Genomic DNA, 16,215 nt, shown 5'->3' on the forward strand with positions numbered 1-16,215 from the left:
GCCGGTTCGTTTTATAGGGACGACGTGCCTTTGTGCTTCCTGCCTATTGCTCCGGACTCCAACAAATGAATGCTGAAGACTCCTTGAAACTTGCTCGCCGGTTTATCGGGTTGCCCCTGGAAAAACGCCAGATGTTCCTGCAGGCGCTGCAAAAAGAAGGGGTGGATTTTTCCCGGTTTCCGATTCCGGCAGGGGTGGAGGCGCAGGATCGCCAGGCGCTGTCCTACGCGCAGCAGCGCATGTGGTTTCTCTGGCAATTGGACCCGGCCAGTGGTGCCTACAACTTGCCGGGAGCGGTGCGGCTCAAGGGCGCGCTGAACGTGAAGGCGCTGGAGCAGGCGTTCGCCAGTCTGGTGGCGCGGCATGAAACCCTGCGCACAGTATTCCAGCGCCAGGCCGATGAGCATTTATTGCAGGTAGCCGTGGAGCCATCGCTGGCGGTGGACGTCGTGGACTTCAGCGATTTGGCGCCTGGCGAGCGTGAGCAGGCGGTCAATGACGCCGCGACCCGTCAATCGGTGCTGCCTTTCGATCTGGAGCATGGCCCGCTGTTGCGTGTGCAACTGCTCAAGCTGGACGCGCAGGAACACGTACTGCTGCTGACCCTGCACCACATCGTCTCCGACGGTTGGTCGATGAACGTGTTGATCGAGGAGTTCATCCGCTTTTACGACGCCCATGAGCGCAACGAAGCGCCGCAATTGCCGGCCCTGCCGATCCAATACAGCGACTACGCGCTGTGGCAGCGGCGCTGGCTGGAAGCGGGGGAGCAGGCGCGCCAGCTGGAGTACTGGCAGGCACGCCTGGGTCAGCACCATCCCGTGCTGGAAATGCCCACCGATTACCCCCGCCCAGCCATGCCCAGCTACCGCGGCACCCGCCATACCTTCGCGGTCGAGGCTGGGTTGGTCGAGCAATTGCGCGCCTTGGCCCAACAGCACCAAGTCACGCTGTTCATGCTGTTGCTGGGCGCGTTCAATGCCCTGCTGCATCGCTACACCGGCCAAACCGATATTCGCGTCGGTGTCCCCATTGCCAACCGCAACCGGGGCGAAGTCGAGGGCTTGATCGGGTTCTTCGTCAACACCCAGGTCTTGCGTACCGAATTGAACGGGCAAACGCGCGTCGACGACTTGCTGCGAGGCGTCAAGGAAGCAGCGCTGGGCGCCCAGGCGCACCAGGACCTGCCCTTCGAGCGGCTTGTCGAAGCGCTGAACATCGAGCGCAGCCTGAGCCACACGCCGCTGTTCCAGGTGATGTACAACCATCAGCCTCAGGTGGCGGACATCTCCACGATCAGTACCGCCTCGGGCTTGGCGTTGAGTGCGGTGCATTGGCAGGGGCGCACCACTCAATTCGACCTGACCCTGGACACCTATGAGCAATCCGGCACCCTGCACGCTGCGCTGACCTATGCCGATGACTTGTTCGCACCGGCCACCATCGAGCGGATGGCCGGCCACTGGTTGAGCCTGTTAAAGGGGATGGTTGCCGACTCGCGCCAGACGATTGGTGCATTGCCGCTGCTGGACCCGGTCGAGTACCAGCGCATCATCGTCGATTGGAATCCCAGCCAGGAAACGTTTGCCCGGCACGCGTGCATCCACCAGCGTATCGCCGACCAAGTAGCGCAACAGCCGCAGGCGCTGGCAGTGACCTTCGGCACTCGGACCCTGAGTTACCAGCAGTTGGATCGGCAGGCCAACCAATTGGCCCATCTGCTCGCGGCCCAAGGCGTGGGCCCGGAAGTGCGCGTCGGTGTGGCAATGGCCCGTTCCGAGCACCTGTTGATTGCGCTGCTCGCGGTGCTCAAGGCCGGCGGCGCCTACGTGCCCCTGGACCCGGATTACCCGGCTGAACGCGTGGCCTACATGCTCGAAGACAGCCGCGCCTTGGTGCTGCTCACCGAGCAGGCAGTGGCTGCGACCCTGCCGGTTATCGCCGGCACCCAGGTGGTGTTGCTCGATGATGTGCCCGCCATGCTAGCCCCGTGGCCGGTGACCGCGCCCACCAGCGGTGTGGTCCCGGAAAACCTGGCCTATGTGATCTACACCTCAGGTTCCACGGGTAAGCCCAAAGGCGTGGCGATTGCGCATTGCAACGTGCTGGCGCTGATCGATTGGTCGCAGCGCGTCTACAGCCAGCAAGACATGCAAGGCGTCCTGGCGTCGACGTCGGTGTGTTTCGACCTGTCGGTGTGGGAACTGTTCGTCACCCTGGCGCTCGGCGGTTCGCTGATCATCGCGCGCAATGCCCTGGAACTGCCGGACTTGCCAGCGCGTGACCAGGTGCGCCTGATCAACACCGTGCCGTCCGCCATTGCTGCTTTGCAGCGCACTGCGCAGATCCCGGCGGGTGTGCGCATCATCAACCTGGCCGGCGAACCGCTCAAGCAAACACTGGTGGACGCGCTGTATCAACAGCCGGGCATTGAGCATGTCTACGACCTCTACGGGCCTTCGGAAGACACCACTTACTCGACATACGCCCGCCGTACTGCGGGCGGTCGTGCCAGCATTGGTCGACCGATCACCCATACCGCCGGTTACGTGTTGGACGCGCAGCTACAGGCCGTGCCCCAGGGCGTGGCCGCTGAACTGTACCTGGCGGGCGCGGGGATTACCCGTGGCTACCTGGGGCGCGCGGCGCTCACGGCTGAGCGCTATGTGCCCAACCCGTTCGCCATCGATGGCGAGCGCCTGTACCGCACCGGCGACCTGGTGCGTTACCAGGATGGCGGCGTGCTCGAATACCAAGGGCGCATTGATCACCAGGTCAAAGTGCGCGGTTTCCGCATTGAACTGGGCGAAATCGAAGCGCGCTTGCTGCAGCAGGACGGGGTACGCGAACTGGCGGTACTCGCCCAGGACAGTCCTGGTGGCCAGCAGTTAGTGGCCTGGATCGTACCGTCCAACGCAGGCTTGCTGGAGGATGCCGCAGGCCAGGAAGGCCTGCGGGAGCTGCTCAAGGCAGCGCTCAAGCAGGTGTTGCCGGCCTATATGGTGCCCAATCACCTGTTGTTCCTCGCGCGTCTGCCCTTGACCCCCAATGGCAAACTCGACCGCAAGGCGCTGCCGGCCATCGACGCCAGCCAGCCGCAGCGCCAGCATGTAGAGCCGCGCAGCCCGGTAGAAAAGGCACTGGCGGCGATCTGGCAGGAGGTACTGGGCCTGGAGCGCGTGGGGCTTGACGATAACTTCTTCGAGTTGGGTGGCGACTCTATCGTCTCCATGCAGGTGGTCAGTCGTGCGCGCCAGGCCTCCATCGGCCTGAGCCCCAAGCATGTGTTTCAGCATCAGACCGTGCGCAGCCTGGCCCAAGTCGCCGACCAGCGCGTTGAGCCACAGGTCGACCAGGGCCTGGCCAGTGGTGCTGTGGTCCTCGGCCCGGTTCAGCAATGGTTTTTTGCCCAGGATATTGCCCAGCGCCATCACTGGAACCAGTCGCTGTTGCTGGTGCCTCGCGAGCCCGTGCTGGCTGCAACCCTGGAAGCGGCGCTGCAACAATTGGTGCAGCACCATGATGGCCTGCGCCTGCGCTACCAACTTGGCGCCGATGGCTGGCAGCAACAATATGCTGAACACAGCAACGCACCGCTGTTGTGGCAGCGCCAGGTAAACAGCGCCGACGCACTGCTGGATGTGTGCACCGAGGCCCAGCGCAGCCTGGATTTACAGCAAGGCCCGTTGCTGCGTGCGCTGTTGGTGGAGATGCCGGACGGGAGCCAGCGCCTGTTGCTGGCCATCCATCACCTGGTGGTGGATGGGGTGTCCTGGCGAGTGTTGCTCGAAGACCTGCAGCAGCTCTACACAGGGGCTGCGCTGGCGAGCAAAACCACTTCGTATCAGCAATGGAACGCGCGCTTGCAAGCGGCTGTACCTCGCTTCCTGCCGCAGTTGGAGCACTGGCAGGCGTCGCTCCACGGCGCATCGCACCGCGAACTGCCTTGCGACAACCCGCAAGGCGCCTTGCATCAGGCCCTGGAGCGCAAAGTCAGTTGCACCCTTGACGCCGACACCACGCGCCAGCTCCTGACCCAGGCCCCGGCGGCCTATCGCACCCAGGTCAACGACCTGCTGCTGACTGCGCTGGCCCGAGTGGTGTGCCGCTGGAGCGGGCAGGGCAGCACCTTGATTCAACTGGAAGGGCACGGCCGCGAGGACGTGTTCGACGGCGTGGACCTGACGCGCACTGTGGGCTGGTTCACCAGCCTGTTTCCGGTCAACCTGACGCCTGCCGAGCCCCTCTCGGCCTCGATCAAGGCCGTCAAGGAACAACTGCGAGCCGTGCCCGACAAAGGCGTGGGCTACGGCGTGCTGCGTTACCTCGCTGAGCCGGCGGTCGCCGCGACGTTGGCTGGCCTGGCGCAGCCGCGCATCACCTTTAACTATCTGGGGCAGTTCGACCGTCAGTTCGACGAGCAGGCGTTGTTCACGCCGTCTACCGAAGGCAACGGGCTGGCACAGGACCCCCAGGCGCCGTTGGCCAACTGGTTGACCGTGGAAGGCCAGGTCTACGGTGGGCAACTGTCGATGAGCTGGGGCTTTAGCAGCGAGATGTTCCAGGCCTCGACGATCCAACAGTTGGCCGACGATTACGCGGTCGAGCTCAAAGGCCTGATCGACCATTGCTGCGCCACCCCAGACGGGCAAGTCACGCCATCGGACTTCCCGCTGGCGCAGCTCACGCAGCAGCAGCTTGACCAGTTACCGCTGGCAGGGTCGGGCATCGACGATATCTACCCACTGTCGCCAATGCAGCAGGGCATGCTGTTCCACACCCTTTATGCCCAGGGCGACGACACCTATGTCAACCAACTGGCGGTCGATGTCGAAGGCTTGGACGTGCCGCGTTTTCACCAGGCCTGGCAAGCGACACTGGAGGCCCATGACATTTTGCGCAGCGGGTTTATCTGGCAGAACGGCAGCCAACAACCGCTGCAAGTGGTGCAGCGTGCGGTCCAACTGCCGCTGAGCGTGCTGGATTGGCGCGACCGTTCGCCTGCCGAGCAGGATGTCCAGGCGTTCGCTGCCCAGGACCGCCAGCAAGGCTTTGACCTGGCCCAGGCGCCGTTGATGCGCTTGACCCTGATCCGCCTGGATGAGCAGCGCTATCACCTGATTTATACCAACCATCACATCCTGATGGACGGTTGGAGCAACGCGCAGTTGCTGGCGCAAATGCTGGCCCGCTATGCCGGTGAGCCACCGGCCCAGGCGCCCGTGCGTTATCGCCAGTACATTGAATGGCTGCAACGCCAGGATGGCGCCTTGAGCCAGGCCTTCTGGATGGAGCGTCTTGGTCGCCTGGATGGCCCGACGCTGTTGGCCTCGGCCCTGCCGCGCCAGGGCGTGCCTGCCCAGGGCTATGCAGAAACCGATGTGCTGCTGCAGGCCTCATCTACCCGGCGCCTGACGGAATTTGCCCGTGAGCAGAAGGTCACGGTGAACACCCTCGTGCAGGCTGCCTGGTTGCTATTGTTGCAACGCTACACCGGCCAGCGCTGCGTCACCCTGGGCACCACGGTCTCGGGGCGTCCGGCAGAGTTGCCCGGTATCGAAGAACAGATCGGCCTGTTCATCAATACCTTGCCGCTGATCGCCGAGCCCCAGGTGCAGCAGTCGGTAGGCGAGTGGATTGCCCAGGTCCAGGCCTTGAACCTGGCGCTACGCGAGCATGAACACACGCCGCTGTACGACATTCAGCGTTGGGCAGGTTCGGCGGGCGAGGCGTTGTTCGACAGCATCCTGGTGTTCGAGAACTTCCCGGTCGCCCAGAGCCTGCAACGCGGGAGCGCAGGTGGACTGCGGTTCAGCGCCGCGCAGAACCACGAGCACACCAACTACCCACTGGCCCTTACCGTGTACAGCGGCGAGCGTCTGTCACTGAGCCTGGGCTATCAGCGCGAACGCTTCGGCGAGCAGGCCATCGACGGTTTGCTCGGCCATCTGAGTCATATGCTCGAGCAATTTGCCAACGATCCAGAGCAGGCGCTCGGTCAATTGCCGACGTTGCTGGCGGTCGAGCATCAGGCGATGGTGCATGACTGGAACCCGGCACATCAGGCCCTGAGCGATGCCTGCGTGCACCAGACATTCGAGGCCAGGGCCCAGTCGCACGGCGCGGCACCTGCACTGATCCTGGATGAGCAGCAGCTGTCTTATGCCGAGCTGAACCGACACGCCAACCAGTTGGCACACAAACTGCGCGAACTCGGCGTTGGCCCGGACGTGCTGGTGGGCGTGGCGGTGGGCCGGTCCCTGGACATGATCATTGGCCTGCTCGCGATTTTGAAGGCCGGTGGCGCCTACGTGCCGCTTGACCCTGAATACCCGAGCCAGCGCCTGGGCTGGATGATCGAGGACAGCGGTGTGCAACTGTTGCTGACGCAATCACCTTTGCAGGCGCAGTTGCCGATCCCCGCCGATGTCCACGTGCTGTGCCTGGATACCCGCGAGCAATGGCTAGTGGATTACCCCTCCAATGACCTGACGAACCTGGCCCAGCCGGCCCACCTCGCCTACGTGATGTTCACGTCCGGCTCCACCGGTCGCCCCAAAGGCGTGGGGATCAACCACGGCTCTGTGGCGCGGCACGTCGAGGTCATGCAGGCGCTGTTCAAGCTCACGCCTGAAGACCGCGTGCTGCAGTTCGGCACGTTCAACTTCGATGGTTTTGTCGAGCAACTCTATCCGGCGCTCTGCACCGGGGCCTGCGTGGTCCTGCGCGGCGGCGAGTTGTGGGACAGCGCGACGTTCTACCAGCAGGTCATGGCCCACGGCATCAGCGTGGCCGACGTGACGACCGCCTATTGGCACATGCTGGCCCGCGACTTCGCAGCCGTCGGGCCGCGCAGCTATGGGCGCCTGCGCCAGGTCCACGCCGGTGGCGAAGCGATGCCGCCGGAAGGCCTGCACGCCTGGCGCGAGGCCGGTCTTGGGCACATCGCGCTGTACAACACCTATGGCCCCACCGAGGCGACCGTCACCGCCACGGCCCTGGACTGCGCGGACTATGTGTCCGGTGCCGCGGCGCTGCCGTTGGTGATGCCGATCGGCAAGGTACTTGATGGGCGCTCGATCTACCTGGTGGATGATGCGCTTAACCCGGTCCCGGTTGGTGTCGTCGGTGAGCTGCTGATCGGCGGTGAATTGCTGGCACGCGGTTACTTCAACCGTCCGTCCCTGAGTGCGGATAAATTTATCCCCGACCCCTTCGGTCCCGGTCGTTTGTACCGTACCGGCGACTTGGCGCGTTATCGTGCGGATGGCGTGATCGAATACGTCGGACGTGCCGACCATCAAGTGAAAATCCGTGGGTTTCGCATCGAACTCGGCGAAATCGAAGCCCGTGTGCAGGAGTATCCGGGGGTTCGCGAAGCGTTGGTCATGACGCTGGAAGGGCCCGGCGGGTTGCAGATTGCCGCGTGGCTGGTGCCGCGCGAAGCGGCGCTGGTGCACGCCGAGGCCGAGGTGCAGTGCGCCTGGCGCGATGGCCTGCGGGCACACCTCAAGGCCTTGTTGCCCGACTACATGGTGCCGACTCACCTGATCCTGCTGGGCGGCCTGCCGCTGAGCCCCAACGGCAAGCTGGACCGCAAGGCGCTGCCGCTGCCAGACCTGAGCCAGGGGCGCACGTCGTACCTGGCGCCGATCACACCGTTGCAGCAGCAACTGGCGGGGATCTGGGAGCAGGTCTTGCAGGTGCCGCAGGTGGGCCTGGGGGATCAGTTCTTCGAGCTGGGCGGCCACTCACTACTGGCCACTCGCGTGGTGTCCTGTGCCCACGCCGAAGGGCTGGACGAATTGCGACTGCGGGACTTGTTCGAATGCCCGCAACTGGGGGCATTGGCTGAACGCCTGGAAGAGCGCCGCCTGCAGGGCGAGCCAAAACGCACATTGCCGGCCCTGACGGCCCAGCCCCGCGAGGGCGTGTTGCCGCTGTCACTGGCACAGCAGCGGCTCTGGCTGGTGGAGCGTATTTCCACCGGCAGCGCGGCCTATAACCTGCCGGCCGCATTGACGGTACGCGGTGATCTGGACCTGTATCGCTTGCAGCGCAGTTTTGTGCAGTTGATGGAACGTCACGAAATACTGCGCACCAGCTATCACGAAGATGAAGACGGCAACCCGCTGGTGCGGGTCGCGCAGCAGGTGGACTTGCCGATCCGCCTGCTGGATATCAGCGACCTGGCCGGCGACGCAAGGCAGCACGCGCAGCAGCAATGGCTGCTCGACTGTGCCGCCGAGCGCATCGACCTGGAACAGGTGCCGCTGTTGCGTGTGCATCTGATGCGCCAGGGGCCTGGCGAGCACCTGATCTTCTTCGCCATGCACCACATCATCTCCGACGGCTGGTCGATGGCCGTGCTCGTGCAGGAGCTGCTGGCGCTGTACGACGGTTCGGTGCAACTGCCAGCGTTGCCGGTGCAGTACCTCGACTACGGCTTCTGGCAGCAACGCTTGCTCAACGAAGGCTGGCTGGCGGCCGACACGGGCTACTGGCGCGACACTCTGCGCGGTGCGCCTGCGTGCTTGCCGCTGCCCCATGACTTCCCGCGACCGGCCCAGCCGAGCCATGACGGCGATGGCCTGGAGTTCCGCTTGCAGGCGCCGTTGTATCAATCGATCAAGACCCTGGCCCAGGAACTGAACTGCACACCTTACCTGCTGATGCTCGCGGCGTTCCAACTGATGTTGCACCGTACCTGCGAGACCTCGGACCTGGTGATCGGTACGGACATCGCCGGCCGTCAGCAACAGGCGCTGGAAGGCCTGATCGGGTTCTTCGTGAACGTCTTGCCGATGCGTTCGCGGTTGGTGCAGGAGCAGCCGTTCAGCGACTACGTGCAAGCAGTCAGCCGCGATGCGTTGCAGGCCTTCGAGCATCAGGAACTGCCACTGGACCTGATCATCGATGCCTGCGCGGTCGAACGTATCAAGGGCATCAACCCGCTGATCCAGGTGTTGTTCGTCATGAATAACACGCCCAACGCGACCTTGCGGGTCGATGGTTTGGAACTGGAGCCCCTGCAAATAAAAGAGCGCCACTCGAAATTCGAGATGGGCCTGTTCGTTGAAGAACTAGGAAATAGCCTTGTTTGTCATTGGTCTTACGCCGTCGCTCTGTTCCGGCGCGAAAGCATCGAAAGGATGATGCGCAGCTGGATCGCGATTCTCGAGCAAGCGGTGCAGGACCGACACACACTCTCAGGAGAATTCGTCATGTCTGCTGCACAACAAGTGCCTGCCACGGAAAAGGTCGCAAGCAAGAAGTTCGACAAGCTCAACAAGTTCCTCAAGAAGGGGCCGGCTGCAGCAGCGGTCGGCGGGGCTCAGGTGCGTTTCTCGCCGTTGCGCCCGGACCAGGTTTTCCCGTTGCTGGCGCAGCCGGCGGACAGCGGCCTGGACGTCATCGAATGGGTGCGCAACAACCGCGCCCAGGTCGAAGAAAAGCTCGCCAGTCACGCCAGCATCCTGTTCCGCGGCTTTGCCCTGAACGGCATCGAGGAGTTCGAGCAGTTCGCCGAAGCGCTGCAGCCGGGGCTCTATGGTAACTACGGCGATCTGCCGAAGAAGGACGGTGGCAAGAATACCTACCGCTCCACGCCGTACCCGGAAAAGAAGATGATCCTGTTCCATAACGAGAGCTCCCACCAGGACCGCTGGCCGCGCAAGCAGATGTTCTACTGCGAGCTGCCGTCGCCCGTGGGCGGCGCGACGCCAATTGTCGATTGCCGTGAGATGTGCCGCCGGCTCCCTGCGGACCTGCTGCAGAAATTCGAAAGCAAAGGCCTGCTGTACGTGCGCACGTTCACCGACAAGCTTGATGTGTCGTGGCGGCATTTCTTCAAGACCGACAGCCGTGAAGAGGTCGAAGCGCGGTGCCGCGCGGCGGGTATCCAGTGGCAATGGCTGGACAATGATGAATTGCAGACCCGTACCCATTGCCCGGCGGTGATCAGTCACCCATTGACCGGCGCGCGTTCGTTCTTCAACCAGGTACAACTGCACCATATCCACTGCCTGGATGCCGACGTGCGCGACGACCTGATCGGCCTGTTCGGCATCGACAACATGCCTCGCCACGTTTACTACGGCGACGGTACGCCCATCGAGGATGAGGTCATGGAACTGGTAGGCCAACTGTACGAGGAGTGCGCGGTGCGCTTCGATTGGCAGCAGGGCGACGTGGTGTTGATGGACAACATGCTGGCCGCCCATGCACGCGACCCGTTCGAGGGGCCGCGCAAGATCGTGGTGGCGATGGGCGATATGTTTGACCGCGCCGATCTGAACGCGAGCGCGACATCTGCGCACCGCCAGGCGCTGGAAGAGGAGGTGGGCCAATGAGCGCTTCCCATGACCAGGCCCTGAGCCCGGAACAGCAGGTCGCCCTGGGCAGTGCCGCCGATGGCCGCCATCCTGCCTTGCTGTTGCTGATCGAGGTACGTGGCGAGCTGGACCTGGCGCGTTTGCAGCGCGCCGCCAACCAGGTGTTGGCGCAGCAGCCGATCCTGGCAACCCGCCTGATTCGCGTGCCGAGTTATCGCGGCGTGCGTCAGTCCCTTGCGCAACGTTCCGACTGGCCGCTGGTGGTCGAGTCGGCTGCGATGCAGGATCAAGCCGCCTTTGCCCATCACATGCGCCAACTCCAGCAACACGGGTTTGCCGAAGACGAGCAGGCATTGGCGGTGCTGCACCTGTGCCGCCTGGGCGATCAGCACCATGTGCTGGCACTGCGTATTTCGGCGCTGCTCAGCGACCGCAACGGGTTGCAGGTGTTCTATCGCGCGTTGCACCTGGCGTATACCGCGGATCAGCCCACTGCCGTCGATGAGGACGCTGCACAGTACGCGCAGTACGTCGAATGGCGTGGGGAAATGGCCCAGGACGAAGACGCCGCAAGCGGTCGCGATTACTGGCGGCAACTGGGCACCGGGATTGCCCCAGCCTTGGCCGGTCGACGTAACCGCGTGGCCGCTGCGCCTGCATGCAAGACCCTGGCGGTGGCCATTGACCTTGCGTTGCAACAAAGCCTTGGCGCCTACGCGCTGGCGGTGGCCCAGCCGCTGGGGCAGGTTCTGCAGGCGGCCTGGTGGGGATTGCTGGCGCGCATCAGCGGCCAGACCCGTATGCAGGTGGGCTGGCGTCATGACTGCCGGCTGGACTACGAGTTTTTTGCCGACTGCGTGGGCGTGTTTGAAAAAACCTTGCCGATGCTGATCGATGTGCCGTTGCAACAGCGCCTCGGGCAATGGTTGCCGGTACTGGACGCGCAGGCCCAGGCGCACTTGACCTGGCAGGAACACTGGCCGATTGAAGCGCCGCCCAGCGTCGCGCATCTGGCCTGTGGCGTTGCGCGTGAAGCCGCAGTACAGCCCTTGGAGGTCGTCGGGGGCCGATGGTCGGTGGTGGCGCTGGACGAGGTTGTCGCCCCCTTTGAACTCGAACTGCGCTGGGTCGAGGCGGATGCGCAGGTCCAGGCGTTGCAATTGCGCTTTGACCCGGCGCATTACGACGAGGCCGCCGCCGAGGCGCTGCTGGAGCAATACCAAACCCTGCTGTGCAGCTTGGTGGCAAACCCCGAAAAGGCGCTGGCAGACCTGTCACTGATCAGTCCACGGGAGCAGGCGCTTCAACAGCAGTGCATGGGTGCACCGTTGTTGCTGGAGGGACCGAACCTGGCCACACGTATTGCCGAATGGGCCCGTCGCACGCCTGAGGCACCGGCCTTGAGTTTTGCCGGGACTCAATTGACTCACCGGCAGTTGGACGAGCGTGTGGAGCGACTGGCCCGGCATTTGCGCACCCAGGGTGTGCAGCCGACGGACGTGGTCGCCGTGGTGTTGCCACGCTCGCTGGAACTGGTAGTCGCGCTGCTCGCCGTGTGGCGCGCCGGTGCGGCATGGGTGCCGATCGACCCGCAATGGCCGGCGAACCGCCGGGCGCTGGTGATAGAACAGGCCGCAGCCGTGCGGGTGCTCAGCGATGCGGATCACGTTTGCGGCGAGTCGGCGCTGGTGCGCGTCGACCAGGTGCCGCCGATTGATCCTGCCACCTCATTCGATTGGCAGCCGGCAGCGCTGGACCATCCGGCTTACGTACTGTTTACCTCCGGCAGCACCGGTACGTCCAAAGGCGTGGTGGTCGAACATCGGCAACTGCTCAACTACGTGCAGGCGTCCACGGCTGCACTTGGGCTGGCTGCATGCACCTCGTTTGCCATGACTTCCACGGTGGCGGCAGACCTGGGGCACACGACCGTGTTCGGCGCACTGTACCTGGGCGCAGCGCTGCACATTGGCGCTGATGAACAGATGCAGGACGCGGCGCGCTTCAGTGATTTCCTGCGTACTCATGGGGTCGACTGCCTGAAAATAGTGCCGTCGCACCTCAGTGCCTTGCTTGATCAGGACAGCACTTACCTGCCAGGCACGCTGGTGTTGGGGGGCGAAGCCGTGGCGCCAGGCCTGGTTGAATTGATCTTCAAGGTTGCGCCGCAATGCCGGCTGTTCAACCACTACGGGCCGACAGAAACCACGGTCGGCGTGTTGTATCAGCCGCTGTCCCGCGACAGTGACTTGAGCGCCGGCGTACCGTTGGGCCGAGTGTTCGACGGCTGCGCGGTCTACCTGTTCGATGAGCACCTGCGCGAGGTGCCTGTGGGCGCCGTTGGCGAGTTGTACATCGGTGGCCAGCAGGTCGCCCGAGGCTATCTGCATGAGCAGGGGCGCGAAGCCTTTATCGAGCACCCGCGCCATCCTGGCGAGCGCCTGTATCGCACTGGCGACCTGGGACGTTACCTGCCTCAGGGCGGCTTGCAGTTGATGGGGCGGCGTGATCATCAGGTGAAAGTGCGGGGTTTCCGTATCGAGCTGACCGAGATCGAGCAGGCCTTGCTGGCGCTGCCAAGCGTCGCCCAGGCCGTGGTCGTGCCCTGGCGCGCCGGTGCCAGCGAGGAGGGCGATGTGCAGTTGGTCGCGTATATCGAGGCGCAGGGCACACCGGCGCAAGGTTGGCTCGATGAACTGCGCGAATCGCTGGCAGCGAGCCTTCCGGCAGCAATGGTGCCCACCCATTGTTTCGCCCTGGAGCATCTGCCTCGCTTGGCCAACGGCAAGCTGGATCGCCAGGGGTTGCCGGCGCCCGAGTCACTGCTGACGGCGCAGGTGTACGTAGCGCCCAGCACCGCGCTGCAAACCCTGCTGGCGGAGGGCATGGCGCAGTTGCTGGGGATTGAACGGCTGAGCGTCGAGCAGAACTTCTTTGCCATCGGTGGCCATTCGTTGCTGGTGATCAAGCTGGTATCGGCGCTGCGCAAGCAGTTGCAATTGGATGTGCACCCCGGCGTGGTGTTCGACCACCCGAGCGTCGCTGAACTCGCCGCCGCACTGACTCGCGACGAGGCCGCTCCCGGTGCTCTGGAGCGTACCGCCCAGGTGCGTCTGAAGCTCAACAGCCTGTCACCGGAGCAACGTGAAGCGCTGCTCGCCAAATCCCGGGCCAGCGCTACCGCGTGAGTTCGCAGCCTGCGCGCCCTCAAGGGCGCGCAGGTTTTTTTTTGACGACTTCCTCAATGTGAAAAAAACTTTCCGGTTTTGTGATGATGATTCGTCTCATTTCTGACTTCAAACAAGTAGCATTCTCATTCGTAACGCTTGCTACCGAATATTCACTCTAATAGGGCATATAAATGTCTGCTGAACGACACAACAAAACCGCACTGCAGCGGTCTTTGGATTCAATCATGGGGCGTTCTACCTTCACCGCGGCAGTTCTCGGTCTGTCCCTGGGCCTCTGCGGCTCCCTGGCTGCGGCAGAGCTGAACATCGCCGCCCAGTCCCTGGAAGGGGCATTGCGTGAGTTGGGCCAGCAATCCGGTCGGCAGATCCTGTATTCGCCTGAATTGGTCCAGGGCAAGCGTGCGGTTGCGCTGCGCGGCGACCTGGATGTGTCCTCGGCGTTGCAGCAGTTGCTGCGGGGGACGGGGATTTCCTATCGTATTGAAGACAATACGGTATTGCTCAGTGGGCCGCCGGAAGACGGTGCGCTTCAACTCGATGCCGTGAAAATTGGCGGTTTGGCAATGGGCCAGACCACAGAAAACACGGGCTCCTACACCACCGGTGCTGCCACCACTGCAACCAAGTTGCCACTGAGCCTGCGTGAAACGCCTCAGTCGGTCACCGTGATTACCCGCCAGCAAATGACGGACCAAGGCCTGGGTACTATTTCCGAGGTGCTGCAGCAAACGCCAGGCGTGGCAGTGATGCACGATGACACCGAGCGCTTCAACTTCTACTCCCGTGGTTTTGCACTCAATAACTTCCAGTATGACGGCGTGCCCACCTCAGACTTCACCACCAACACCAACGGCCTGGGCGTGCGGGACATGGCGATCTACGACCGGGTTGAGGTCGTTCGCGGTGCCACCGGTTTGATGAGTGGCGTCGGCAGCCCCGCAGGTGTGGTCAACTTGGTACGCAAGCGTCCTACCAAAGAGTTCCAGGGCTACATCTCCGGCAGCGGCGGCACTTGGGATCGTTATCGTACCGAGATGGACTTGTCCGGGCCCCTGACTGACAACGGCGCGTTGCGCGGTCGCGTGGTAGCGGCGTACGACGACTCCAACTCGTTCATCGATTACTACTCTTCGAAAAAGAACGTGTTCTACGCCATCGGCGAGGCGGATATCAGCGATAACACCATGATTTATGGTGGTATCGACTATCAGAAGATCAATTCCAACGGTTCCAGCTTTGGCCAGTTGCCGCTGTTCTACTCCGACGGCACTCGCACCGACTTTTCCCGTTCGAAAAGCCCGGCTGCCAAATGGGCTTACGCCGACAGTGAAAGCACCAAGTACTTTGGTGGTGTCGAGCATCATTTCGACAATGACTGGATGCTGCGTGTCGAAGCCAGCCACTGGAAAGGCGATACCGAACAACTGCAGGGCAACATTATCGGCTGGGGACCTTACCCAGATCGAACGACGCGCCAGGCGCAATTGTTCCGCAGCCATAAGACCTACATCATCAACACCGACTCGGTGGATGCCTATGCTACCGGGCCGTTTTCCCTGTTCGGTCGCTCCCACGACCTGATCCTGGGCCTGAACGTCAGCGATCGTCGCTCGGACTACTACTCGGAAAACGCTGACTTGACCTCCGCGCGCCTGAGCGTGGACTTCGACAGCTGGGGCAATAATCCACCCAAGCCAACGTCATACGCCACCTGGACTACTCAGGATTACCACATCAAGGAAGTCGGCGCTTTTGCCGCGGTGCGCCTCAAGCCTACCGACGATCTGTCCGTCATCCTGGGTAGCCGTGTCGTCAACTACAAACGCGAAGGCGAACTGGGCTACAACTCAGACCCAGCGAACCCAGACCATGACGACGCGAAGAAAACCGGCAAGGTCATCCCTTATGCCGGCGTGGTCTACGACCTGACCGAGCAGCATTCCGTGTATGTCAGCTACACCGATATTTTCGAGCCGCAAAGCAACATCGACATGAGTGGCAAAGTGTTGGAGCCGATGGCAGGCAAAAACTACGAGGCTGGTCTGAAGTCTGAGTTCTACGGTGGTGCACTGAACACCAGCATCGCCGTGTTCAAGACCAAGCAGGACAACTACGCACAGTACGTTGGCAGCACGGACGACGGGCTTGACGCTTATGAAGGCGTGACCAACACCACCAAGGGCTTCGAGTTGCAGGCTTCCGGCGAAGTGTTGCCGGGCTGGCAGGTGTTGGCGGGCTTTACCTATTCCCAGCCGCGGGATGAACAGCACCAGCGTATCGATGCGCAACGCCCGGAGCGCCAGTTCAAGTTGGCCAGCACCTATAAGCTCGACGGTGCGCTCAAAGACCTGACCGTGGGCGGCAACCTCAATTGGCAGGGCAAGACGTACTACGTCGACGGGTCCCTGGAAGCGGAGGCCAAGGAAGGCAGTTACGCCGTGGTGGGCCTGCTGGCGCGCTACGACATCGACAAGCACCTGAGTGCCTCACTCAACTTCAACAACATCTTTGATCGTCAGTACTACTCGGGCTACGGCCTCTACAACAGCTATTACAGCGGCGATCCGCGCAACGTGATGGTAGGGCTCAAGTACCAGTTCTAATCCTGGTGCATGACCCAGATACCCCCAGGCCGCAAGGCCTGGGGGTATTTTTTTGCGTGGATGAAAGGGGCGGTGGCGAGTTGCAGC

General features: G+C 62.8%; 3 protein-coding genes. All 3 read left to right on the plus strand.

Annotation, left to right across the window (positions count from 1 at the left end):
* Positions 1–65 precede the first annotated feature (65 nt).
* Positions 66–10,352 (plus strand): non-ribosomal peptide synthetase, encoded by a 10,287-nt coding sequence (locus tag PspS35_RS12450; protein WP_159934855.1) that lies wholly within the window; start codon positions 66–68, stop codon positions 10,350–10,352.
* Positions 10,349–13,522: an amino acid adenylation domain-containing protein gene (locus PspS35_RS12455; protein ID WP_159934857.1), complete on the plus strand. Its 3,174-nt coding sequence runs from the start codon at positions 10,349–10,351 to the stop codon at positions 13,520–13,522. Before PspS35_RS12450 ends, PspS35_RS12455 begins: the two co-directional genes overlap by 4 nt.
* Before the next feature lie 227 nt (positions 13,523–13,749).
* The gene (locus PspS35_RS12460; protein ID WP_238786036.1) at positions 13,750–16,128 is read left to right on the plus strand and encodes a TonB-dependent siderophore receptor; all 2,379 of its coding nucleotides are present in this window, start codon (positions 13,750–13,752) and stop codon (positions 16,126–16,128) included.
* The last annotated feature ends 87 nt before the right edge of the window (positions 16,129–16,215 follow it).

Origin of the sequence: Pseudomonas sp. S35 (genome assembly GCF_009866765.1) — a bacterium.
Taxonomy (GTDB): domain Bacteria; phylum Pseudomonadota; class Gammaproteobacteria; order Pseudomonadales; family Pseudomonadaceae; genus Aquipseudomonas.

Coding starts and splice junctions, on each gene's coding strand:
- PspS35_RS12455 (WP_159934857.1), top strand. CDS start 10,349: ATGAGCGCTTCCCATGACCAGGCCCTGAGCCCGGAACAGCAGGTCGCC.
- PspS35_RS12450 (WP_159934855.1), top strand. CDS start 66: ATGAATGCTGAAGACTCCTTGAAACTTGCTCGCCGGTTTATCGGGTTG.
- PspS35_RS12460 (WP_238786036.1), top strand. CDS start 13,750: ATGGGGCGTTCTACCTTCACCGCGGCAGTTCTCGGTCTGTCCCTGGGC.